The sequence below is a fragment of the Streptomyces sp. H27-H5 genome (assembly GCF_026627505.1).
Taxonomy (GTDB): Bacteria; Actinomycetota; Actinomycetes; order Streptomycetales; family Streptomycetaceae; genus Streptomyces.
In genome coordinates this window covers 1-23,523 of the sequence record NZ_JAPNLK010000108.1, presented here as the reverse complement: position 1 = coordinate 23,523, position 23,523 = coordinate 1, and the positions used below count along the sequence as shown (strand labels likewise).

At 72.5% G+C, this 23,523-nt stretch carries 16 protein-coding genes and 6 tRNA genes; 10 read left to right on the top strand and 12 right to left on the bottom strand.

The annotated features are described in order from the left end of the window. Positions 1-37 precede the first annotated feature (37 nt). Complete coding sequence (locus OTB19_RS35575; protein WP_420716977.1) at positions 38-2,254, bottom strand: asparagine synthase-related protein; 2,217 nt, start codon at positions 2,252-2,254, stop codon at positions 38-40. A gap of 624 nt (positions 2,255-2,878) precedes the next feature. On the opposite strand from OTB19_RS35575, the gene OTB19_RS35570 reads away from it, so the two are divergent. The 4 genes from OTB19_RS35570 (at position 2,879) to OTB19_RS35555 (ending at position 8,022) form a co-directional block, all read left to right on the top strand. Next, positions 2,879-4,495: a sporulation protein gene (locus tag OTB19_RS35570; protein ID WP_267802869.1), complete on the top strand. Its 1,617-nt coding sequence runs from the start codon at positions 2,879-2,881 to the stop codon at positions 4,493-4,495. A gap of 19 nt (positions 4,496-4,514) precedes the next feature. Continuing rightward, positions 4,515-5,747, top strand: coding sequence for an L-2-hydroxyglutarate oxidase (gene lhgO, locus OTB19_RS35565; protein WP_267802867.1), 1,233 nt, complete (start codon positions 4,515-4,517; stop codon positions 5,745-5,747). A gap of 153 nt (positions 5,748-5,900) precedes the next feature. Further along, complete coding sequence (gene trmB, locus OTB19_RS35560) at positions 5,901-6,692, top strand: tRNA (guanosine(46)-N7)-methyltransferase TrmB (RefSeq protein ID WP_420716978.1); 792 nt, start codon at positions 5,901-5,903, stop codon at positions 6,690-6,692. A 43-nt stretch (positions 6,693-6,735) separates the two neighbouring features. Further along, positions 6,736-8,022 (top strand): PrsW family intramembrane metalloprotease, encoded by a 1,287-nt coding sequence (locus OTB19_RS35555; protein WP_267802865.1) that lies wholly within the window; start codon positions 6,736-6,738, stop codon positions 8,020-8,022. 55 nt (positions 8,023-8,077) lie between these two features. Here the strand turns inward: OTB19_RS35555 and OTB19_RS35550 are convergent, their stop codons facing one another. The 3 genes from OTB19_RS35550 to OTB19_RS35540 form a co-directional block, all read right to left on the bottom strand. Then, the gene (locus tag OTB19_RS35550; protein WP_420716976.1) at positions 8,078-9,118 is read right to left on the bottom strand and encodes a M23 family metallopeptidase; all 1,041 of its coding nucleotides are present in this window, start codon (positions 9,116-9,118) and stop codon (positions 8,078-8,080) included. A gap of 305 nt (positions 9,119-9,423) precedes the next feature. Further along, positions 9,424-10,542, bottom strand: a complete 1,119-nt coding sequence (locus tag OTB19_RS35545) for a PP2C family protein-serine/threonine phosphatase (protein WP_267802871.1) — start codon at positions 10,540-10,542, stop codon at positions 9,424-9,426. A 264-nt stretch (positions 10,543-10,806) separates the two neighbouring features. Beyond that, positions 10,807-10,880: transfer RNA gene (locus OTB19_RS35540), tRNA-Met, on the bottom strand. 335 nt (positions 10,881-11,215) lie between these two features. Between OTB19_RS35540 and OTB19_RS35535 the strand changes: the two genes are divergently transcribed. Next, positions 11,216-11,288: transfer RNA gene (locus tag OTB19_RS35535), tRNA-Lys, on the top strand. Positions 11,289-11,554: 266 nt separating this feature from the next. On the opposite strand, the gene OTB19_RS35530 is transcribed toward OTB19_RS35535, so the two are convergent. The 5 genes from OTB19_RS35530 to OTB19_RS35510 all read right to left on the bottom strand — a co-directional run bounded on the left by OTB19_RS35530 (position 11,555) and on the right by OTB19_RS35510 (position 16,047). Continuing rightward, on the bottom strand, positions 11,555-13,900 hold the full coding sequence (locus OTB19_RS35530; protein WP_267802864.1) for a DEAD/DEAH box helicase: 2,346 nt from the start codon (positions 13,898-13,900) through the stop codon (positions 11,555-11,557). Positions 13,901-14,166: 266 nt separating this feature from the next. Beyond that, positions 14,167-14,802, bottom strand: coding sequence for a hypothetical protein (locus OTB19_RS35525; RefSeq protein WP_267802863.1), 636 nt, complete (start codon positions 14,800-14,802; stop codon positions 14,167-14,169). Between the two features lie 48 nt (positions 14,803-14,850). Beyond that, positions 14,851-15,225 carry a fluoride efflux transporter FluC gene (locus OTB19_RS35520; RefSeq protein WP_267802862.1) on the bottom strand — a complete coding sequence of 125 codons (375 nt, stop codon included), beginning with the start codon at positions 15,223-15,225 and terminating at the stop codon, positions 14,851-14,853. Continuing rightward, the gene (locus OTB19_RS35515) at positions 15,222-15,692 is read right to left on the bottom strand and encodes a fluoride efflux transporter FluC (RefSeq protein ID WP_420716975.1); all 471 of its coding nucleotides are present in this window, start codon (positions 15,690-15,692) and stop codon (positions 15,222-15,224) included. The genes OTB19_RS35520 and OTB19_RS35515 overlap by 4 nt, the downstream gene beginning before the upstream one ends. Before the next feature lie 4 nt (positions 15,693-15,696). Continuing rightward, entirely contained in the window at positions 15,697-16,047 is a 351-nt protein-coding gene (locus tag OTB19_RS35510; RefSeq protein WP_030012899.1) for a metallopeptidase family protein, read from the bottom strand. A 103-nt stretch (positions 16,048-16,150) separates the two neighbouring features. On the opposite strand from OTB19_RS35510, the gene OTB19_RS35505 reads away from it, so the two are divergent. The 3 genes from OTB19_RS35505 (at position 16,151) to OTB19_RS35495 (ending at position 16,431) form a co-directional block, all read left to right on the top strand. Then, positions 16,151-16,223, top strand: a tRNA-Glu gene (locus OTB19_RS35505). Between the two features lie 38 nt (positions 16,224-16,261). Then, a tRNA-Asp gene (locus OTB19_RS35500) sits at positions 16,262-16,335 on the top strand. A 22-nt stretch (positions 16,336-16,357) separates the two neighbouring features. Continuing rightward, positions 16,358-16,431 (top strand) — tRNA-Phe (locus tag OTB19_RS35495). Positions 16,432-16,471: 40 nt separating this feature from the next. Here OTB19_RS35495 and OTB19_RS35490 read toward each other — a convergent pair. Genes OTB19_RS35490 through OTB19_RS35480 form a run of 3 tightly spaced genes read right to left on the bottom strand, consistent with a single transcriptional unit; the run spans position 16,472 to position 18,579 of the window. Then, the gene (locus OTB19_RS35490; protein ID WP_267802861.1) at positions 16,472-17,341 is read right to left on the bottom strand and encodes a cytochrome c biogenesis CcdA family protein; all 870 of its coding nucleotides are present in this window, start codon (positions 17,339-17,341) and stop codon (positions 16,472-16,474) included. Next, a complete protein-coding gene (locus OTB19_RS35485; RefSeq protein WP_267802860.1) occupies positions 17,338-18,090 on the bottom strand; it encodes a DsbA family protein in 753 nt (250 codons plus the stop codon). The genes OTB19_RS35490 and OTB19_RS35485 overlap by 4 nt, the downstream gene beginning before the upstream one ends. Before the next feature lie 60 nt (positions 18,091-18,150). Further along, on the bottom strand, positions 18,151-18,579 hold the full coding sequence (locus tag OTB19_RS35480) for a hypothetical protein (protein WP_267802859.1): 429 nt from the start codon (positions 18,577-18,579) through the stop codon (positions 18,151-18,153). Between the two features lie 118 nt (positions 18,580-18,697). Between OTB19_RS35480 and hrpA the strand changes: the two genes are divergently transcribed. Together hrpA and OTB19_RS35470 are read left to right on the top strand one after the other, a co-directional pair. Then, a complete protein-coding gene (gene hrpA / locus OTB19_RS35475) occupies positions 18,698-22,621 on the top strand; it encodes an ATP-dependent RNA helicase HrpA (protein ID WP_267802858.1) in 3,924 nt (1,307 codons plus the stop codon). 69 nt (positions 22,622-22,690) lie between these two features. Beyond that, positions 22,691-22,764: transfer RNA gene (locus tag OTB19_RS35470), tRNA-Asp, on the top strand. The last annotated feature ends 759 nt before the right edge of the window (positions 22,765-23,523 follow it).

Sequence of the window (23,523 nt, the reverse complement as noted above, 5' to 3'; positions counted from 1 at the left end):
GGCCGGAGGAGCGGCAGAGCTGGGAGGGGCCGGGGGGTCAGGAGAGGGCGGGGCGGCGGTGGGGGATGCCTGTGGGGACGGCGCGGCGGCGGGGGGCGGTGGTGCCCGTCCAGCAGGTGCCGCGGCGGGCGAGGAGGCGGTGGAGCCACAGTTCCATGGAGACGAGTTCGGCGAGTCCGTCCAGCGGGACCGGCCGGCCGTCGGCCGCGTCGAGCAGGGCCTGGCGGACGACGCGGGCCTCGATCAGGCCCGCGTCCGCCAGCAGCGGGGTGGCGAAGAGGGCGAGCAGGTCGGGCAGGGCGGCGCGCAGGCCGAGTCGGGTCGCGGTCTCGTTGGGGGCGTGGGCGGTGACGCCCCAGCCGGGCGGGAGTTCGCGTACTCCGGCGGAGGACAGGACGCTGCGCAGGATCGTGGCGCGGGCGCCGGGTTGGACCCGCAGGGACTCGGGGAGGGCGCGGGCGGCCCGTACGACCTGGTTGTCGAGGAACGGGGCGTGCAGGCGTTGGCTGCGTACCTCGACGGCCTGCTCGAAGACCCGGTGGTCGGCGGCGTGTCGGGCGAGGACGGCGCGGGCGCGGGCCTCGCCGGGGCGCAGGGACAGGGGTGGGCGCCCCGCGGCGGCGGTGAGTCGGATCGCGACCTCGGCGAGGGCTTCGCCGGTGAGCCAGCCCGCGGCGGGGCCGGGGCGGGACCAGGTCAGGGCGGCGAGGGAGGCGTCGACGGGGGTGAGCGCGCCGGCCGAGGGGGCTCCGTCGCGCAGTCGGGCGGCGGCGGCTTCCATGCCCGCGCGGTACGGGGTGCGGGCGAGGCGGCGGGCGGCGGAGTAGACGGTGAGCGGGACGAACAGGGACTCGCCGGCGGCGGAGCGGGCGAGGGCGGCGACGGGGCGCAAGAGGTGGCGTCTGCGGCGGTCCATCAGGAGGTCGGCGAGGCGGGCGGGGTGGGCGTCGAGGACCTGGCGGGCTCCGTGACCGGTGAAGTGGTCGGCGGAGCCGGCGGCGAGTCTGCGGCGTTCGCGGGCGGCGAAGACGAGGGAGGGGCCGGGTTCGTCGGTGAGCGGGCCGTCGAGTTCGGCGTACGGGAGGGCTTCCTCGGCGGCAGCGACGACGACGTGGTGGAGGCGGGGGTCGGCGGCGATGGCGTGGGCGCGTTCGAGTTCGCCCTCGCGGCCCTGGGGGGTGGCGAGGTCGTTGAAGGTGACGGCGAGGAGGCGTTCGCCGGATTGCCGCAGGACGGAGCCCGGGGAGCCGGGGAGGCCGGCGGCGAGGAGGGCGAGGGTCGCGGAGGCGCTGCCGCCGGAGAGGTCGGCGCCGACGCCCGGTGCGGGGGCGCCGCGGGCGGCGCGGCGGTCGGCGGGTCCCATTCCGGGCACGGGGCCGGGGTCGGGGAGCAGGGTGTCGGGGGCATGGCGGGGCGCCGTGAGCCGGGCGCGCACCGCGTCGACCAATGCTTCGCGCACGCCCTCCACGGCGCGCTCGGGGTCGGCTTCAGGGGCGGCCACGGCGAGGGAGGCCACGGATTCGTAGCCGGTGATCTCGCGGGAGCCCTCGCGCAGGATCAGGGTGTGGCCGGGCGGGATGCGTCGAACGCCGACGTACGGTGTGCCGTCGCCCAGTGCCTCGGGGCTGTCGGGGCAGGCCAGGAGGGCGGCGAGGTGGCCGATGTCGAGCTGCGCCTCGATGAGGTCGGCGAGCGGGAGCGCGGCGGTGGCGTACGCGGTGCCGCCCGCCCAGGGCGTGTAGAAGACGGGGCGGGCGCCGGCGAGGTCGCCGAGGACGGTGATGCGGCGGCCGGCCTGGACGACGGCGGTGTAGCTGCCGGACCACTGGGTGAGGTGGCGCAGGGCGCCGCCGCGGGCGGCGTACAGGGCGCGGCGCAGTTCGGCGTCGGTGGCTCCGCAGCAGCCGAGGACGGCGAGCCGGGTGAAGGGGTCGGCGGGGTCGGCGGTGACGGTGCGGATCTCGTCGGGGCGCCAGTCCCCGACGGCCCAGAGGGGGTCGGGGTCGCCCCACAGGAGTTGGGCGCCGACGGGTTGGACGGTGCGTTCGGCATCCTGGGCGGCGGGGTCGTCGGGGTGGGCCGCGTCGGCGATGCCGCCCTGCGGGGGGTCCGCGTAGGCGGTTCCGTAGGGGGGGCCGTCGGCGCCGGGTCGGTGCGAGGACCCGTACGCGGAACCGGAAACGCCCTGGCCGGAGACGCGTCCGGCCGTGCCGAAGCTCGCGGCGATACTGCTCCACCCGACCAACCAGCGCACGCCGCCGCCTCCCCAGCCTGTGGGCACATGACCGGGGCACGTACAGCGTGGTCGGCGTGCGGGCGCGACCGTACGGACCCCGGGTGGCTCGGGGTCCATGCTGCCACGAGACAGGCGTGCGAGAGGGGTTAAGGGGGGCGCACATGCAAACGAACACGCCCCCGTCACGCGGTATTTGGCGTTCCGTGCCCGGCGTCCCATAGGTCGGTTTCGGCCATTCTTCGGCCGTACTGGTTCCCCGCGCGGCCCGGCTTCCCGGGGCGCGGCCCGGGAGGCGGCATCCACCCCCCGAACCGTTCCGCCACCCGCGGGGATTGAGGCAGCGGCGTCCCCCGGCCCACCCGATCCACACGGCGGGCCGACCCACGCACCGCACATCGAATCGCCGGGCCCGGGGGGCAGCCAGAGCGCACGGCCGGGCGCACGGCCACACGGACGGAGCACGCGCTGACACGTGCGCCCCGGGTGTGGGCCCCACCCTGACTGTGCGTACGGACAACAATCCCGCCATACGGAAGGGGAGGCCTTAACGCTTGGGAGGCGGGGAACTACGCTGGGTTTACGAAATGCCGGGCGCCTATGCCCCGGCGGCGTCTGCGTTCCGCGTGTGACGAGGGGTGGCGCATGTCCAGGGAGCTCCGCGAGCCCAATGAGAAGCTCGGCGCCGTCCTCGCCCTCGCGGGCATCAGCAACGCGGGGCTGGCCCGGCGGGTGAACGACCTCGGCGCACAGCGCGGCCTGACGCTTCGGTACGACAAGACGTCGGTGGCCCGTTGGGTGTCCAAGGGGATGGTGCCGCAGGGCGCGGCCCCGCATCTGATCGCCGCCGCGATCGGGGCGAAGCTGGGGCGGCCGGTGCCGCTGCACGAGATCGGGCTGGCGGACGCCGACCCGGCGCCGGAGGTCGGTCTGGCCTTCCCCCGCGACGTGGGGGCGGCGGTGCGGTCGGCCACGGATCTGTACCGGCTCGATCTCGCGGGCCGGCGGGGCGGTGGCGGGATCTGGCAGTCGTTGGCCGGCTCCTTCGCCGTGTCCGCGTACGCGACGCCCGCTTCGCGCTGGCTGATATCCCCCGCCGACAGTTCCGTCGCGCGGGAGCCGGGGGCCGGTCCGGGCGGGTCGCAGGCGCGGGATCTCCCGACGGAGGCGCCGTCCTCCGGGGGCCCGTCGTCCGTCCCGTCCAAGGCCTCCGCTCCGCCGTCCGATGTGGTCCCGCGGATCCCGGAGACCCCGCGCGTCGCGTCCGCGCCGCGCACCGCGCACGCACCGCGCGAACCGGGCGGTGCGACGAAGGGGGCCTCGGCACTGACGGAGGCGGTCCCGCAGCGCGTGGGCCACAGCGACGTCACCAAGCTGCGCGAGGCCGCCGAGGACGCGCGCCGCTGGGACTCCAAGTACGGAGGCGGTGACTGGCGTTCCTCGATGGTCCCGGAGTGCCTGCGGGTGGACGCGGCGCCGCTGCTGCTCGGCTCGTACACCGACGAGGTGGGGCGGGCGCTGTTCGGTGCCACCGCCGAACTGACCAGGCTGGCCGGGTGGATGGCCTTCGACACCGGTCAGCAGGAGGCGGCCCAGCGCTACTACATCCAGGCGCTGAGACTCGCCCGGGCCGCCGCGGACGTGCCGCTCGGCGGGTACGTGCTGGCCTCGATGTCCCTCCAGGCCACCTACCGGGACTTCCCGGACGAGGGCGTGGACCTGGCCCAGGCCGCCGTCGAGCGCAACCGCGGCCTCGCGACGGCCCGCACCATGAGCTTCTTCCGCCTCGTCGAGGCCCGGGCGCACGCGAAGGCCGGCGACCCGGTGGCCGCCGGGGCGGCGCTGCGGGCGTCCGAGGGCTGGCTGGAGCGGGCCCGGGAGGGCGACGCGGATCCGACCTGGCTGGGTTTCTACTCGTACGACCGGTTCGCGGCGGATGCGGCGGAATGTTACCGAGACCTCAAACTCCCCCGGCAGGTCCGCCGCTTCACCGAGCAGGCGCTGTCCCGCCCGACCGAGGAGTACGTGCGCTCGCACGGCCTGCGCCTGGTGGTGAGCGCGGTCGCGGAGCTGGAGTCGGGCAACCTCGACGCGGCGTGCGCGGCCGGTACCCGGGCAGTAGAGGTCGCGGGACGGATCTCTTCCGCGCGGACGAACGAGTACGTACGGGACCTGCTGCACCGGCTGGAACCGTACGGGGACGAACCGCGTGTCGTGGAGCTGCGCGAACGGGCCCGGCCGCTGCTGGTCGCCCCCGCGTAGCCACGTTGTCGGTGGCGGGGTGCAGTATGCAGGGGTGGGAGGTGTCAGCGTGGGCGGCGGCGTGGACTGCGATGTGCTGGTGATCGGCGGCGGAATCGTCGGCCTGTCGACCGCGCATGCCTTGGCGCGGCTGGCCCCGGGGACCCGGGTGGTCGTCCTGGAGAAGGAGCCCGGCCCGGCCCGACACCAGACGGGTCGCAACAGCGGTGTGATCCACAGCGGCATCTACTACCGGCCCGGCTCGCTGAAGGCGCGCTTCGCGGTCGGCGGGGCCGCCGAGATGGTCAAGTTCTGCGCGGAGCACGGGATCGCGCACGAGGTGACGGGCAAGCTGATCGTCGCCACGGAGCGGTCCGAGCTGCCGCGGCTGCACGCGCTGGTCCAGCGGGGCCGGGAGAACGGCATCCCCGTGCGGGAGCTGGGCCCGGCCCAGATCTCGGAGTACGAGCCGGAGGTGCGCGGGCTGGCCGCGATCCATGTCGGCACGACCGGGATCGTGGACTACGGGCAGGTCGCGGCGCAGCTGGCGGAGTCCTCCGGGGCGGAGATCGTCTACGGCGGCGCGGTCGACCTGATCTCGCGACGTTCCGGCGGGGTCGCGGTGCGCACCACGTCGGGCACGGTGGTGCGGACGCGGGTGCTGGTGAACTGCGCCGGGCTGCAGTGCGACCGCATCGCGCGGCTGGCCGGCGACGACCCGGGGATGCGGATCGTCCCGTTCCGGGGCGAGTACTACGACCTGGCGCGGCCGTCGCTGGTCCGGGGGCTGGTCTATCCGGTGCCGGACCCGGCGTTCCCCTTCCTCGGGGTGCACCTGACCCGGGGCATCGGCGGTGGGGTCCACGTCGGCCCGAACGCGGTGCCGGCGCTCGCGCGGGAGGGGTACGGGTGGGGCGTGGTCCGGCCGCGGGACCTCGCCGACGAGCTCGCCTGGCCGGGGTCGTGGCGGATGGCCGCGCGGCACTGGCGGTACGGCGCGGGCGAGATCCGGCGGTCGCTGTCGAGACGGGCGTTCACCGAGGCCGTGCGGCGGCTGCTGCCGGCGGTGGAGGCCTCGGACCTGGTCCCGGCCTCGGCCGGGGTGCGGGCGCAGGCCGTCCTGCGCGACGGGACGCTCGTGGACGACTTCCTGATCCGGGAGGCGCCGCGCACGGTCCACGTCCTCAACGCCCCGTCGCCGGCCGCGACCGCGTCGCTCCCGATCGGGCGCGAGGTGGCCCGGCGCGCCCTGGCCACCCTGCACACGGCCTGACCGACCCGCCCCGGCGGCCGACCCGCGCCGGCCGGGGATCCGACACGGCGCCCTGGCGAGCCCGACCGAGCCGACGGCCTGACCGGCCCGACGGGCCGGGAACGGGCGGCGGGGAGGGCTGGGTCGTAGAATCGGCGCATTGTGTCTGAGCCCATGAATCCCCAGTCGCCGAGCGCCCCCGAGGGCGGCGCCACGTACACGCCTCCCAAGTGGCGCACCGAGCCCCGCTTCCCGGACGGGCCCGCGCCCGACCCGGCGGGCTCGCACCACGAGCGCCGGATCCGCAGCTTCCAGCCGCGCCGCAGCCGGGTGACCACCGGGCAGGGCGAGGCCTTGAAACGGCTCTGGGGCACCTGGGGGTTGGACATCGACGGGCACGAGGTCCTCGACCTCGAGGCGATGTTCGACGGGCTGCCGGTGGTCCTGGAGATCGGCTTCGGGATGGGCGAGGCGACCGCGCAGATGGCCGCCGCCGACCCGGACACCGGGATCCTCGCCGCCGACGTGCACACCCCCGGCCAGGGCAACCTGCTCGCGCTCGCTGAGCGGGGCGGCATGACCAACGTCCGCGTCGCCAACGGCGACGCGATCATCCTCCTTCGCGAGATGCTGCCGCCGGACTCCCTCGCCGGGCTGCGCGTGTACTTCCCGGACCCCTGGCCCAAGGCCCGCCACCACAAGCGGCGCCTGATCCAGCCCGAGTTCCTCGATCTGGCCGCCACCCGCCTGGCGCCCGGCGCGGTGCTGCACTGCGCGACCGACTGGGAGCCGTACGCCGAGCAAATGCTCGAAGTCCTCACCGCGCACCCGCGGTTCGAGAACACCCGTGCGGACGGCGGCTACGCGCCCCGCCCCGACTTCCGACCGCTCACCCGCTTCGAGGGCCAGGGCCTGGACAAGGGGCACGTCGTACACGACTTGCTCTTCCGTCGCTCGGAGAACTGACAACGTCACTCCGTGTGTCAGAGCCGCTCGCTAGGGTGATGACGTGTATCGAGCGCTCGCGGATGTGCTCGCACGTCCGTCGGGCCGCGCCCGTGCGTGCGTGCTCGTCGTGCTGCTCGCCGTGCCCGGGGTCGCGATCCTCGAACTCGTCCGGGAGCAGACCGGCACACCCGGTTTCTTCGTGGGGTTCGGTCTCGCCCTGCTGCCGGTACCGCCGCTCATGGCGGCGTTCCGGTGGTCGGGGCGGGCCGCGCCCGGCCCGTGGCGGCAGTCGCTGTTCTGCTTCGGCTGGGGGGCCTGGACCGCGGCGCTGATCGCCATACTGGCCAACAGCTTCGCCACCCAGTGGATCGCCGCGGCCACCGCCGACCCCACCGACGCCGATCAGCTCGGCTCGGTGGCCATCGCCCCGGTCGTCGAGGAGAGCGCCAAGGCGGCCGCGCTGGTGCTGGTGCTCGTCTTCCGAAGACGCCGGCTCGCCGGGCCGGCCGACGGCTTCGCGCTCGCCGGGTTCACCGCCACGGGCTTCGCCTTCACCGAGAACATCCTGTACCTGGGCAACGCCTTCGACGACGACCTGTCCAGCGGCACCGGCGTGCTCGACTCCCTCACGGCGGCGACCTTCTTCGTACGGATCGTCCTGTCGCCCTTCGCGCACCCGCTGTTCACGGTGCTCACCGGCCTCGGTCTCGGCGCCGGGCTGCTGCGCTCGCGCCGGTCGGCGCGGATCGGGCTGCCGCTGCTCGGGCTGGCCTGCGCGATGGCCCTGCACGCGCTGTGGAACAGCTCGTCCGAGTTCGGGGAGTACGGGTTCTACGTGGTCTACGGCTGCGTGATGGTCCCGGCGTTCGGGCTGCTGCTGTGGCTCGCCGTGCGGACCCGGCGTCGACTGCTGCGGGCCGTCGCCGCCGAACTCGCGGTGTACGCCGCCGCCGGCTGGCTCGGTCGGGCGGAGGTACCGGCCCTGGCGTCGATGCCGGCCCGGTCGCTGGCCCGCGCCCTGGCCCGGCGCAGCGGTGGCCGCGCGGCCGGCCGGACCGTCGCCCGGTACCAGTCGGACGCCGCGGCGCTCGCCCTGCTGCGCCACCGCGCCCGCCGGGGCGGCCCGGGCCGGGAGCCGGACTTCGCGCGGCGGGAGCGGGAGTTGCTCGGAAGGATGTGGTTGCGCCGGGCCACGGCGGCGCCCGCCCTCGCGCGGGCGGCGGTGATGGAGGACCTGCTTCCGCCGTGGTTCGACCCGGTCCCGGCCTCGGGCCGGGCGACGCTGACCGCGGTACCGGCGCCGAGGCGCGTGGAGGAGAGGCGGCCCGCGGCCGACGTCAGGCGCTGAGGCCCGTGCAGCCCCAAGGGGTCCTTGGGCGGGGGTCGGGAGCCCGGAGGGCGGGTCAGACGTTGAGGCCCTTGGAGTTCAGCCAGGCGAGCGGGTCCATCGTGGAGCCGCCCTGGCGGACTTCGAGGTGGAGGTGGGCTCCGGTGACGTTGCCGGTGGCGCCGACGCGGCCGATGGTGTCGCCCGCGCCCACGGACCCGGAGGTCACCGACATCGAGGACAGGTGGCAGTACCAGATCTCGGTGCCGTCATCGAGCTGGAGCACGATCCGGTAGCCGTACGCCCCGGAGTAGCCGGCCGAAGTGATCTTCCCGCTGCCCACGGCCTTGACCGGGGTACCGGTCGGGGCCGCGAAGTCGAGACCGGTGTGGTGGCCGGAGGACCACATGGAGCCGGAGTCGCCGTAGTGCGAGGTGAGCGTGTAGGCGGAGGTCGGCAGGACGAAGTCGCCGGAGGCCTGCGCGGGGCGTTCCGCCTCGGCCTTGGCCGCCTCGGCGGCTTCGGCGGCCGCCTTCTCGGCCGCGGCCCGGGCCTTCTCGGCCTTCTCGGCCTGCTCCGCCTTCTCGGCGGCCGCCTTCTCGGCCGCCTCCCGCTTGGCCTTGGCCTCCTGGGCGGCGGTTTCCTGCGCGGCGCGCTCGGCGTCCGCCCTGAGTCGGGCGTCGTCGTCGTGCACCCGGGTCTCCGCCTGCTGGAGGATGCGGTTCAGCAGCGCCTCGCCGGCGTCGGCCTGGCCCTGGGTCCGCTCTCCCCCGCCGACCTGCTGCGGGATGCTCGCGGTCCGCGCGGCCTGCACGGTCTCGTCTGCGGCGCCGGAGGCGTGGTCGTCGTCGCCCAACAGGTCCGGGAACGAGGGCATGGTGATGGCCACTTGGGGGCGGTCCTGCGCGGTGGCAATGCCGCCCGCGCCGACGGCGGCGATGACGCCGACACCGAGCACGGTCGAGCTGCGGGCCAGTCCGCCGCGCGGCTTGAGGACGCGGTGCTTGCCGCGGAGCGGCCGGGCCGAGTCCTCGGTCGGGTTCCACTCGCCCCAGGCGCCCGCCGTGGGCGACTCCTGGATGTCGACGCCGTTTTGGGCAGGCGAGTTGGAGGCCACGGGGGCACACTCCTCAAAGCAGGGGAACGCGCGCGGCGCCGTCTCTTGCGACGGCTGGGACGACCGCGCTGCGTTATCGAACGGTAATAGACGCGGGGGAGTGATTCCAAGCTGTTGCGATTGATCGTTAACACCAATCGGCCACTGTCTGAACAGCCTTGGCCTGGACATTGAGCCCGATAGTGATCAACTCGGGCAAAAATCGATGCACACCCCCATCACTTCAGCCACAGTGGCGAAGTGACGACTTGTCAGGTGCTTAACGGAGCGCGCCACTTCGGGCACGGACCGTCACCGTGAGGTCTTCACGTCGGATCCTCGCGGCTGACCACCGGAACCGTCCGACGACGCTCCGGCTGCCCCTGCGCCGGGCGGCCCACCGCCAGCAGCGCCATGTCGTCGGTCGCGCCGCCGCCCGTGTGTCGGCGCACATCGCTGTTGAGCGCGTCGAGCAGTTCGTCCGGTCCGGGGAAGACCCTCCCCCGCAGCCGGCCCGCCGGGTCGTAGAACCTCCCCTCCGCGTCCCGGGCCTCCGTCAACCCGTCCGTGTACAGCAGCAGCGTGCCGCCCTGGGGGAACGGCCATTCCTCTGCCCGGTCGGGCGAGGGCGCGCCCAGGCCCATGCCCAGCGGCAGCGCGCGCACCGCCGGCGTGAGCACCACCAGCGCCCCGTCGGGATACAGCAGCAACGGCTCGGGATGGCCCCGGTTGACGAGCCGCAGCACCGCGGAACCCCTCGGGACCTCGCCGAGCACACACGTCGTGAACCCCTCCACCGCGTCCAGGCTGTCGCGCCGCATCCCCTCCCGGGCCAACGCGCGCTCCAGCCTCCGCGCGAGCGCCTCCAACGTCGGCTCGTACTCCGCCGCCTCCCGGAAGGCGCCCAACACCACCGCGACGGCCTCCACCGCGCCCAGCCCCTTGCCGCGCACGTCACCCACCACCAGCCGCACCCCGTACGGGGTCTCCTGGACGGCGTACAGGTCCCCGCCGATCAAGGCGTCCGCCTGCGCCGCCTCGTACGAGGCGGCGACGTACAACCCCCCGATCCGATCGGCGGGCGTCGGCAGCACGGCCCGCTGCGCGGCCTCCGCGATCCCGCGCGCCGAGGCGAGCTCCTTGCCGCTGCGCCGTACGACGCGGTTGATCAGGAGCGCCAACCCGGAGACGGTGACCACCGTCGCCAGCTCGGTCACCGACTCGGCCCGCCCACTGGTGCCGTTGTGGAGGTGCAGGGCGACGACCGCGAGGGAGGCGGCCAGGCCCGTCAGGAACGTCGTGCGCAGCGAGAACAGCGGCGCCGCGATCAGCGGGGCCGCGGAGAAGAACGGGGATCCCGTGAAACTCGGCGGCGTCACCAGGTCGAAGACGAACCCCAGGGCGATCAGGATCGCCGGCAGCACCCGGACCACCAGCCGGGACACTCCGCCCCCGGCACCGGTCGCACTCGCGTCCTCGCCCTGCCGGCCCAGCCCCACCACGCTGTCTCCTGCCGCCCGGTCCCTCGCACGGGTGCGGGCCACCGCCGCATCGCCCCTCAAGGCTGGCGTCGGGAAGGTCCGCGGGCGACCGGGCCGGGGCCGTACGGGTGACGAAAACACGGACGGCGGGTGAGCACGAAGGCGCGGCCGGAGTACGGCAACGACGAAGGCCCGGCCCCCCTGAGGGGACCGGGCCTTCGTACTGAGTAGCGGGGGCAGGATTTGAACCTACGACCTCTGGGTTATGAGCCCAGCGAGCTACCGAGCTGCTCCACCCCGCGTCGGTAAACACAACTCTACGTCATGTGGGGGACGGTCCCCGCCAATTAACCCCCCGGGGATCCCCTGGATCGCCATCACCGCAGGTCAGAGGCCTTGAGAACGGATCCGGGACGGCCCTCGGAGGGCCTCGCGCGGGCCCGCCCCGCCGGTGGGGAGCGCGCGCCGCGCCGGTCGGACGGGCCCTCACCGGGGCTCGGAGGCGGGCGGATCCGCCGCGTGCGCGCGCGAGCGAGGGTCGCCGACCACCGGTGGCGGGAAACCGCCGGGCCGCTCCGGTCGATACCCGATCGGCCTCGCGCCCCTCTGCGGCTATGCTCTGGGGTGAGCACGCCGAGGGCCATTAGCTCAATTGGCAGAGCAGCGGACTTTTAATCCGTTGGTTGTCGGTTCGAGTCCGACATGGCCTACAGCTCGCGGTCGGGGGTCACGCCTCCGACCTGGCACAGAGCGCCCCGTCTGGTTTCGGCCAGGCGGGGCGCTCCGTCGTTTCCGGGTGCTGCCGGGCGCAGTTGGCGCGTTGCGACGCTCCGGTACCGAACGGCCGCCCCGGGCCCGCAGCGTGACGCGCGCGGCCGTCGAGGGGCCTGCACAAGAACGGGACCGGGAACGGGAACGGCCCCCACCGCACCGGAGTGCCGTGGGGGCCGAGCCCGTGTCAGATGACGCTCAAACGTCAGCCGTTGCGCTTCCAGCGCGGCTTGTCGTCACGACGGCCGCCGAAGGAACCGGTCGAGCCGGTCGAACCGGTCGAACCGGAGCCGGAGGGACGGTTGTCGTCACGACGGCCGTAGGGGCGGTCGCCGGCGCCGCCGGAGCGGAAGCCACCGGACGGACGGTCGCCACCGGAACGGAAACCACCGGACGGACGGTCGCCACCGGAGCGGAAGCCGCCACGGTCGCCACCGCGGTCATCACGGTTGAAGCCGCCCGAGGGACGGTCGTCACGGCGGAAGCCGCCACGGTCGCCACCGCGGTCGTCACGGTTGAAGCCGCCCGAGGGACGGTCGCCACCGGAACGGAAGCCGCCACCACGGTTGTCGTCACGGCGGTCGCCACCGGAACGGAAACCACCGGACGGACGGTCGCCACCGGAGCGGAAGCCGCCACGGTCGCCACCGCGGTCATCACGGTTGAAGCCGCCCGAGGGACGGTCGTCGCGACGGAAGCCGCCACCACGGTTGTCATCGCGGCGGTCGCCACCGGAACGGAAACCACCGGAGGGACGGTCGCCACCGGAACGGAAGCCGCCACCACGGTTGTCGTCACGGCGGTCGCCACCGGAACGGGAACCACCGGACGGACGGTCGCCACCGGAGCGGAAGCCGCCACGGTCGCCACCGCGGTCACCGCGGTCGTCGCGACGGTTGTCACGACGGTTGTCACGACGCTCGAAGTTGCCGCGGTCGTCACGACGCTCGAAGGTGCGCTCCTGGACGACGGGCTCGGCCACGGCGGCCGCGACCTCGGCCTCGGCGGCCTCGACCACCTCGGCGACAGCGGCGTCCGGGTCCTCGCCACGCTCGCGGGCGGAGCGGGCGACGAGGCGGTCGGCCTCCTCGCGCAGCTCGCCGGCGCGGCGGGTCAGGCGCTCCAACTGCTTGGTGAGGTCGGCGACCTCACGCTCGGCCTGCTTGGCGGCGTTGTTCGCGGAGTCGGCCTGGACCTGCGTCAGCGAACGCGCGCCGGTGATCTCGGCGACCTCGGGGTCGAAGGCGCCGACGCCCTGGACGATGTGGCGCGAGGCGTCGACGCCCGCGTCCTCCATCAGGCGGAAGATCTGGCGACGCTGGTGCGGGAGCGCCAGCGACACGACGACACCGGACTTGCCGGCGCGGGCGGTACGGCCCGAGCGGTGCAGGTAGTCCTTGTGGTCGCCGGCCGGGTCCACGTTCAGGACCAGGTCGATGCCGTCGACGTGGATGCCGCGGGCGGCGACGTCGGTCGCGACGAGCGCGTTGACGTAGCCGTCCTTGAAGTCGGCGAGGACGCGGGTACGGGCGCCCTGCGTCATGCCGCCGTGCAGCGCGTCGGCCTTCACGCCGGACTCGATGAGCTGCTCGGCGATGCGGTCGGCGCCCAGCTGGGTGCGGACGAAGATGATCGTGCGGCCCTTGCGGGCGGCGATCGCGGCCGTGACGGGCGCCTTGTCCTTCGGCTTCACGACGAGGACGTGGTGGGTCATGGTCGTGACGTTGCCCTGCGCGCTGTCGACCTCGTGCGTGACGGGGTTCGTCAGGTAGCGCTTGACCAGAGTGCCGATCTCGTTCTCCATGGTGGCGGAGAAGAGCATGCGCTGGCCGCCGCCGGGGATCTGGTCGAGCAGCTCGGTGACCTCGGGCAGGAAGCCCAGGTCGGCCATCTGGTCGGCCTCGTCGAGGACCGCGACCTGGACGTTCGCCAGGGAGCAGGCACCGCGGTTGATGATGTCGCGCAGACGGCCCGGGGTGGCGACGAGGACGTCGACACCGCGCTCCAGAGCGAAGATCTGGTTGCTCATGGAGGTACCGCCGCAGACGACCTTCATCTTGAGGCCAAGCACGTCGCCGTAGGGCTGGAGGGCGTCCGCGACCTGCATCGCGAGCTCACGGGTCGGCGTGAGGATGATCGCGCGGGGCTTCTTCTTCTCGGTGTGACCGCCGGCCAGGGAGGCCAGGGTCGGCAGACCGAAGGAGAGGGTCTTGCCGGAGCCGGTGCGGCCTCGGCCGAGGATGTCCTTGCCGGCCAGGGCGTCCGGGATGGTCGCGGCCTGGATCGGGAAGGGGCTCGTGACGCCGTTCTGGGCGAGCTTGCGCACGATGCCGTCCGGCAGACCGAGGTCGCTGAAGGTGATGGTGGGTTCGGCGTCGGCCTCGTCGGCCACGTCGATGGACTGGTCGGTCACGTCGGCCTCAAGAGCCTCGATGATCTCGTTCGCCTCAGCGGCCTCGATGGCCTCGGTGACCGCGAGGGTCTCGGCGGTGACGATCTCGTTCGAGCCGTTCTCGGGCATGACGGTGCGGTCAGAACTGGAAATGGACATGCGAAATGCGAAACCTTCCGGAGTCTCGGCACGCGCCCAAACTCCGTGAATCGCAAATCGACCGCCTCAATGCGGTCAGCCACGGCTAGGGAGTACGCGCCACACGGCGCTCTTCGGATTCGGCGCCGGGCAATGGGATCAAACGATCTATAACCATACGCACCCTCCTGGGGGTCTGGCAAGTCACTGCCCCCAAGAGGCACCTGACCTGCGACGATCCCCGGAGGGCAGAGCCGGACAACCGCCGACCAACCTCCCCGATACGACTACCCGACGACCGGAGGACTGGGCTCCGGCTGGGGCGGCGTGGGCTCCGGGGTGGGCTGTGTCACAGGCGGTTCGGGAGTGGGTTCCACCACAGGCGGAGTGGGATTCGACCCTCCGGATCCACCGGCGGCCGCGCCGCCGCCGGAACCCGATCCCGACCCCGATCCCGTACCGGCGGAACCCGAGCCGCCCGAACCGGCGGCGCCACCGGCCGCCGAGCCCCCGCCCGTCGGCTGCTGCGGCCCCTGGCCACCCGCCCCGCCGCCCGGCCCGGCCGACGGCGAGGGAGCGCCCGGTTTGACGGGCGCTCCCGGGCTGGGTGAGGCCCCGGTCGCGCCGGAGGCCTTGCCCGGCTCGACGGCCTTGCCGTCGGGGGTGGTTCCCGTACCGTCCTTGGCGCCGTGGCCGTTGCCGTGGACGCCGGAACCCCGCCCGGAGACGGTGCCGCCGGCCGAGGCGGCGGCGTCCTTGGCGCCGACCGAGGCGGACGGGCCGGGTTTCGCGGCGTTCTCGCCGACGCTCATGCAGCCTGCCGATGCCGTCACCGCGAGCGCGGTGACGGCCAATCGGAGGGAAGCGGACAACTGGCGCACGGGTGGCACCTCCGGGACGGGGAGCAGCGGAGCGTTCCGCATGAGCGGGTCAATGTGCCCAACTCCCCGTACCCCGTAAGAGACACGCCCTCAGTCGAAGAGCCGGCCGGCCACCTGCGCGCCCAGGTGTACGGCGCCCAGCCCCACCAGCACCGACGCCAAGACGTTCGCCGCGGCGAGGAACCGGTCGCCGCGCTCGACCAGTCGCAGGGTCTCGTACAAGAACGTCGAGTACGTGCTGAGCGCCCCGCACAGTCCGGTGCCGAGCAGCAGGCCGAGCCGCGAGGAGGCCGCCCCGGCCAGCGTCGCCCCGGCCAGCGCCCCCAACACCAGGCAGGCGGCGGCGTTCACGACGAACGTGCCCCAGGGGAAGAGCGAGTCGTGGCGGCCGCGCACGGCCCGGTCGGTGAGGTACCGCAGCGGCGCCCCGACCACGGCGCCGGCCACCACCAGCAGCCAGTTCACGCCCGCCCCCGTTCCCGCAGCGCCGCCCGGGTCATCGCCGCACCGGCCCAGACCGCGCCCAGCGCGGCCACCACCGTCAGCCCGGCGTACGTCAGCGCGGTCCCCACGAGGCCCTCGTCGAGCAGCCCGGAGAACTCCAGGGCGTAGGTGGAGAAGGTGGTGAAGCCGCCGAGCACACCGACGCCCAGGAAGGGCCGCAGGAGCGGGTGCGGCGAGGTGCGGCCGTCCTCGGCGATCGCGGCCATGAGCACGCCGATCAGCGCGCAGCCCACGACGTTGACCCAGAAGGTGTCCCAGGGAAAGGTCCCGGGGGCCGCCGGCCACAGCAGGGCCGCGCCGTAGCGCGCCGAGGCGCCGATCGCCCCGCCGACCGCGACGGCCGCGAGGACCCGTCCCTGCGGTTCGGTGCTCCCGGGTGGATCGGCGTCGGGGTCGATCGACGCGGCGTCCTCGTCGGTGCCGGTCACCGGCTCACCCGTAGCCGAGGGCGTGCAGTCGCTCGTCGTCGATCCCGAAGTGGTGGGCGATCTCGTGGACCACGGTGACCTCCGTCTCCGCGACCACGCTCTCCCGGTCCTCGCACATCCGCAACGTGGGGTTGCGGTAGATCGTGATCCGGTCGGGCAGCACCCCGGCGTACCACTCGCCGCGGTCGGTGAGCGGGGTCCCCTCGTAGAGCCCGAGGAGCTCCGGATCGTCTGCGGGCGGTTCGTCCTCGACGAAGACCGCCACGTTGTCCATCAGCCGCGTGAGCTCCGGCGGAATCCGGTCCAAGGCCTCTGCGACGAGCTCTTCGAACTCCTCGCGCGTCATCTCCAGCACCCCGTCATTGTCGCTCCGGGGGAAACCGTTTTGGCGATAGCTCCCCGGATCCCATATGCTTCTCACGTCCCCGACGCGCTGCAAAGTGCCCGGCGGGCCTTTAGCCCTCATCGTCTAGTGGCCCAGGACGCCGCCCTTTCAAGGCGGTAGCACGGGTTCGAATCCCGTTGGGGGTACGCAAAACCGTGTGCGAGACTTGTCTCGCACATTGCAAGGACCTGTGGAGCAGTTGGTTAGCTCGCCACCCTGTCAAGGTGGAGGTCGCGGGTTCAAGTCCCGTCAGGTTCGCTGAAGCTCGTAAGAGTTTCGTGGCTGGGTAGCTCAGTTGGTACGAGCGATCGCCTGAAAAGCGATAGGTCGCCGGTTCGACCCCGGCCCCAGCCACAAGAAAGAAGGCCCCGTCCTCGGACGGGGCCTTCTTGCGTCACTCCTCCGTCACCTCCGCCACGTCCTTCACGTGCGCCTCGTCCTTCGCGCTCCGCACCGTGCGGCGCCACTGCGTCAGGGCGATCGCCCCCGCGGCGGCGGCGCCCAGGCCGAGCAGCGCCCAGTCCGGTACCGCGTCGGCGATCGAGCGGACCCGCTGCTCCACCGCGAACGAGTCGTCCACGTCCAGCAGTCCGGGCAGCGCGCTCGCCCCGTCGTAGATCAGGAACAGCGCGCCCAGGGTGATGAAGAACAGCCCCGACAGCACCGAGGTGGTGTGCAGCCCCAGCCGGCCCACCCGGATGGTCCGGCCGCGCAGCCAGCGCTTGCGGCCCAGCTCGAAGCGGTCCCACAGCAGGGCCAGCAGGAACAGGGGCGCGGCCATCCCGAAGGCGTAGACGGCCAGCAGCAGGCCGCCGTAGACCGGACTGCCGCTGACGGCGGCCACGGTCAGCACGCTGCCGAGGATCGGGCCGGCGCAGAATCCGGCCAGGCCGTAGACCGCGCCGAGCGCGTACACCGACAGCGCGGTGGTCGGCCGGATCCGTCCGGAAAGCTCCGCGATCCGCCGGGAGGCGAAGCCCAGGCCGAGGATCTGCGCGATCCCGAGCGCGATGATCAGCCAGCCGCCGACGAGGACGAGGGTCTCGCGGTTGCCGTGGAAGAAGCGGCCCGCGTACGAGCCGGCCGCGCCCAGCGGTACGAGGGTGCTCGCCAGGCCCGCGTAGAAGATCCCGGTGCGGGCCAGCAGCCGTGACGTGGAGTCGATCGAGTACGCGAAGAAGGCGGGCAGCAGCAGGGCGCTGCACGGGCTGAGCAGCGCGAGGAGGCCGCCCAGCAGGGCGGCCAGGTATCCGATGTCGGTCACTTCCGGGCCGCCGCCGCGGCGCGGGCGATGGCGGCCTCGAAGGCGTGGACGGGCTGCGCGCCGGCGAGGGGCTGCCCGTTGACCAGGAACGACGGGGTGGAGGTGACGCCGATGCGGTAGCCCTCCTCCTGGTCGGCGCGCACCGCCGCGGCGGCCTCCTCGCCGGCCATGTCCCGCTTGAAGCGCTCCAGGTCGGGCACCCCGGCCTCGCGGGCCAACTCGATCAGTCGGGCCTCGCCGAAGCCCTTCTCCTTGGCTCCGTCGGCGTAGGCCACCGAGTGGAACCGCTCGAAGCGGTCCTGTCGGCCCGCCGCCCAGGCGGCCTTGGCGGCGGCCTCGGACTCCGCGCCGAAGATCGGGAAGTTGCGCCACTCGATGCGCAGGGTGCCGGCCTCCACGTACTTCTTCACCAGTTCGGGTTCGGTGTCCCGGGCGAACTTGCCGCAGTAGCCGCACTTGAAGTCGGAGTACTCGATCAGTACGACGGGCGCGTCGGCGCGGCCGACGGCGAGCTTGTCGCCGGCGTCGCGGCGGGCGAGCTTCAGCAGCTCGGGGTTGGCCTGCGGCGCGGGCCGGGCGGAGGCGGAGGCCGCGTCGCCCGCGCCGCTCCGCTCCTCGGGGGCGGTGGCCTGCCAGGAGACCAGGCCGAGGGTGACGGCGGCGATCGCGACGCCGGCCGCGATCAGCAGGTGCCTGTGCGGGGAGGGCTTGCGGGAGGGCTTACGGGAGGAGGAGGGGGAAGGGGACATGCGGATGCTCCGGAGCTGCGAGTCGGGTGGAAGGACGGACCGGCGGGACGACCGGTCCTCCTAGACCCGCAACACGGACAGCTCCACGGGGCCCGGCGTCGATCGGTCGGGCCCGCGGACGAGGACCCGTACGGGTGTCGTCCGCCAGGCGGCCGGCTGCTCCGCCGCGACCCGGGCGGCCGGGGCGGCGTGCTGCGGGTCGCCGCAGCGGGGCGGCACGGCCGGGATCCTGCCGTGGTCCCCGCCGCCGGGAGCGCAGGACGGGCCCTGCCCGGAGCCCACCGAGGCGGCGGGCCGCGGTGTCGTGGCGGGGCGCGAAGAGGCGGCCGGCACTGGAGCGGCCGGTACGAGAGCGGTGGCCCGCGCGAAGGTCGTCGTCACGCCGGCGGCCTTCGGGGGGCCGCCCACGGCCGCCGTCGGCGGGAGCCCGGCGAACAGCACCGCCAGGAGGGCGCCCAGCAGGCACCACACTCCCCGGGCGCGGAACATGGCGGGCCTCTCACTCGTACGGCAGGCGGGTTCAGGTGATCTCGTCCCGAAATGGTACGGGGAGGGGGCACAAATGCGTTCGCCACCCTGCACTCCCGGGTGAGATCCTCGACCAGGTATGTCTACTTCCTTCGCCGCCCTGCAGACGCTTCTCGGTGAGATCTCCCTCCGCGACGCGCACCGCCTCGGCCGCCGCCTCGAGGGCGCCCGCCGTATCCGCAAGCCCGAGGCCAAGCAGGCCGTGCTCGACGAGATCGCCGCGGAGGCCGAGAAGGCCGCCGCGCGTCTGGCCGGCCGTGCCTCGCGCAAGCCGGAGATCACGTATCCCGAAAACCTTCCCGTCAGCCAGAAGAAGGACGAGATCGCCGAGGCGATACGCGACCACCAGGTCGTGATCGTCGCCGGCGAGACCGGTTCCGGCAAGACCACGCAGATCCCCAAGATCTGCATGGAACTGGGTCGCGGGGTCCGGGGCATGATCGGGCACACCCAGCCCCGCCGGATCGCCGCGCGCACGGTCGCGGAGCGGATCGCGGAGGAGCTGAAGTCCGAGATCGGGCAGACGGTCGGTTGGAAGGTCCGCTTCACCGACCAGGTGGATCAGGACGCGACCTTCGTCAAGCTGATGACGGACGGCATCCTGCTCGCGGAGATCCAGACGGACCGCGAGCTGCGCGCCTACGACACGATCATCATCGACGAGGCCCACGAGCGGTCGCTGAACATCGACTTCCTGCTCGGGTACCTGGCCACGCTGCTGCCCAAGCGCCCCGACCTCAAGGTCGTCATCACCTCGGCGACCATCGACCCGGAGCGGTTCTCGCGGCATTTCGGGGACGCGCCGATCGTCGAGGTCAGCGGACGCACGTATCCGGTGGAGGTCCGCTACCGCCCGCTCCTGGAGGAGGAGGGCGACGACTCCGACCGGGACCAGATCACGGCGATCTGCGAGGCCGTGGACGAGCTGCAGTCCGAGGGGCCGGGCGACGTCCTGGTCTTCCTCTCCGGCGAACGGGAGATCCGCGACACGGCGGACGCCCTGAACAAGCGCAACCTGCGGTTCACGGAAGTGCTGCCGCTCTACGCCCGTCTCTCGCACGCCGAGCAGCACCGGGTCTTCCAGCAGCACACGGGCCGCCGGATCGTCCTCGCGACGAACGTCGCCGAGACCTCGCTGACCGTCCCGGGCATCAAGTACGTGATCGACCCGGGCAACGCCCGGATCTCCCGCTACAGCCACCGCACCAAGGTCCAGCGGCTGCCCATCGAACGGATCTCGCAGGCCAGCGCCAACCAGCGCAAGGGCCGCTGCGGCCGTACGAGCGACGGCATCTGCATCCGGTTGTACTCCGAGGACGACTTCCTCTCCCGCCCCGAGTTCACGGACGCGGAGATCCTGCGCACCAACCTGGCCTCGGTCATCCTCCAGATGACCGCCGCCGGTCTCGGCGAGATCGAGAAGTTCCCCTTCATCGACCCGCCGGACCACCGCAACATCCGCGACGGTGTCCAGCTCCTCCAGGAACTCGGCGCCCTCGACCCGGCCGAGAAGGACCACACCAAGCGGCTCACCCCCATGGGCCGACAGCTGTCCCAGCTCCCGGTGGACCCGCGGCTGGCGCGCATGGTGGTGGAGGCGGACAAGAACAACTGCGTCCGCGAGGTCATGGTCATCGCGGCGGCGCTGTCCATCCAGGACCCGCGCGAGCGGCCCTCGGACAAGCAGACGCAGGCGGACCAGAACCACGCCCGCTTCAAGGACGAGACCAGTGACTTCCTCTCGTTCCTGAACATGTGGCGCTACGTGCGTGAGCAGCAGAAGGAGCGCGGCTCGTCCTCGTTCCGCCGGATGTGCAAGCAGGAGTACCTGAACTTCCTGCGGATCCGCGAGTGGCAGGACATCTACTCGCAGCTGCGCACGGTGGCGAAGTCGATGGGGATCCACGTCAACGAGGCGGACGCCCCCGAGCAGCACGTGCACATCTCGCTGCTGGCGGGTCTGCTGTCGCACATCGGCCTGAAGGACACCGACAAGAACGAGTACCTCGGCGCGCGGTCGGCCAAGTTCGCGATCTTCCCCGGGTCCTCGCTCTTCAAGAAGCAGCCCAAGTTCCTGATGTCGGCGGAACTGGTGGAGACCTCGCGGTTGTGGGCGCGGGTGAACGCCAAGGTGGAGCCCGAGTGGGTGGAGCCGCTGGCGCAGCACCTGATCAAGCGCACCTACAGCGAGCCGCACTGGGAGAAGGACCAGGCGGCCGTGATGGCGTACGAGAAGGTCACGCTGTACGGCGTGCCGATCGTCGCCCAGCGGAAGATCAACTACGGCCGGATCGACGCCGAGGTCTCGCGCGAGCTGTTCATTCGCAACGCCCTGGTCGAGGGTGACTGGCGCACGCACCACAAGTTCTACGCCGACAACCGCAAGCTCCTCACCGAGGTGGAGGAGCTGGAGAACCGGGCGCGGCGCCGCGACATCGTGGTGGACGACGAGACCCTCTTCGACTTCTACGACCAGCGGATCCCCGAGCACGTGGTCTCCGGGGCGCACTTCGACTCCTGGTGGAAGCACAAGAAGCGGGACGAGCCCGAACTGCTCGACTTCGAGCGCGAGATGCTCCTGACGGAGAAGGCGGCCGGGGTCACCAAGGCCGACTATCCGGACTCCTGGCTCCAGGGGCCGCTGAAGTTCCGGGTGACCTACCAGTTCGAGCCCGGCGCGGACGCGGACGGCGTGACCGTCCACATCCCGCTCCAGGTCCTGAACCAGGTCACCGAGGAGGGCTTCGACTGGCAGATCCCGGGCCTGCGGGAGGAGGTCGTCACGGAGCTGATCCGTTCCCTCCCGAAGCCGATCCGCCGGCACTACGTGCCCGCGCCGAACTTCGCGACGCGCTTCCTGGCCACGGCCCACCCGATGCAGGAGCCCCTGCACGTGACGCTGGCCCGGGAGCTGCACCGGATGGTCGGAGTGCCGGTGACCGCCGACGACTTCGACCTGAGCCGCATCCCGGACCATCTGAAGATCACCTTCCGGATCGTCGACGAGCGCCGCAAGAACCTCGCGGAGGACAAGGACCTGGAGGCCCTGCGGCTGAGGCTCAAGCCGAAGGCCCGCCAGGCCCTGTCCAAGGCCGCCGCGGCGACCGCCGAGCGGGCGGGCGGGGAGTCCGTCGAGCGTTCCGGGCTGACCGACTGGACCATCGGGACGCTGAGCAAGGTCTTCGAGACCCGGCGGGCGGGTCAGCCGGTGAAGGCGTACCCGGCGCTGGTGGACGCGGGTGCCAGCGTGTCCGTACGGCTCTTCGACACGGAGGCCGAACAGCGGCAGGCGATGTGGCTCGGCACCCGGCGGCTGATCCTGCTCAACATCCCGGTGAATCCGGCGAAGTTCGCCTCCGACAAGCTCACCAACCAGCAGAAGCTCGCCCTCTCGCGGAATCCTCACGGTTCCATCCAGGCGCTGTTCGACGACTGCGCGACGGCGGCCACCGACCGGCTGATCGCCGCCCACGGCGGCCCGGCCTGGGACGAGGCCGGCTTCCGCAAGCTCTTCGACGCGGTGCGAGCGGACCTGGTGGACACGACCGTGCGGACGGTGGACCAGGTGCAGCAGGTGCTGGCCGCCTGGCAGGCCTGTGAACGGCGCCTGAAGGCCACCAACAGCCTGGCCTTGATGGCGAACGTCCAGGACGCAAGGACGCAGCTGGCGGCGCTGATGCCGGCCGGCTTCGTGACGCTGACCGGGCTGAAGCGGCTGCCGGACCTGATGCGCTACCTGGTGGCGATCGACCGACGGCTCCAACAGATGCCGACGGGCGTCCAGCGCGACACCACGCGCATGGAGAAGGTCCACGAGATGCGGGACGAGTACCTGTGGCTGCTGGAGCAGCTGCCGAAGGGTCGGCCCGTTCCCGAGGCGGTCACCGAGATCCGGTGGATGATCGAGGAACTGCGCGTCAGCTACTTCGCGCACGCGCTCGGGACGGCGTATCCGATCTCCGACAAGCGCATCGTGAAGGCGGTGGATGCGGCCGCCCCCTGATCGGGTTCGACTGCACCCCCTGAGCTGTTGTACAGTCTGATTCGTAACCGCCCAGCGGCTACAAATCAAGGACCTGTGGAGCAGTTGGTTAGCTCGCCACCCTGTCAAGGTGGAGGTCGCGGGTTCAAGTCCCGTCAGGTTCGCAGAAACGTCAGGGCCCGTATCCCTCAGGGGATACGGGCCCTGACGCGTTGAGGGATCCATTCGGCGTTCGCCACCGGATCCATGTGCCGGTCCCTTCGGCGAGGAGCGGGACATCCGGGTGCCGCGTCGGGGCGGTTCGCCCGTCGAGCGCCTGAGGGGCCCGGGGTGGGTCGGAGGCTCGTGGATCACATCCGCGGCCCGAGAGGCGCGCAGAGGGGCCCTGGAGGCCTTTCCGGGGGCCGCAGCCGTCCCGTCCGGCCCCTCGACCCCCACCGGTCACGTTCCCGTCTCATCGCGTCGGCCCCCCTTGCCACGTCCCGCCGCGCTCTCGCGTCCGAGTGGGCGGCCGACGGCCGGCGTCGGACGAAATCCCCCGTCCGCATGACGCGCCCTGTCGCTCCCGTCCCCTTACGGGGTGCATTGCCGGGTATACAAGAGTGATCAGCTGTGACGGGTGTCACCACATGAGTTTTTGAGACTCGCACATTTATCGCAGTCATACGCCCGCTCGATTTTATATGTGCAATGGCACCCACCCCCGCAGGGCTCCCGGGAGCACCGCGCTTTCGCCGCCCTCCGGGCACAAAAAAGATCGCGCTGGACCCGGCGGAGTCCAGCGCGATCGAACAGCGGGTAACTGTTTAGGGGTTTCCGCTGGTTGTGGGCAGCATCCATGGCCGTCCGGCGAAGAGGTCGCGTAGGGCGGTGAGGGGGTTGATGCCGTGTTTGCGGACGGTGGAGATGTAGGAGCGGATCCG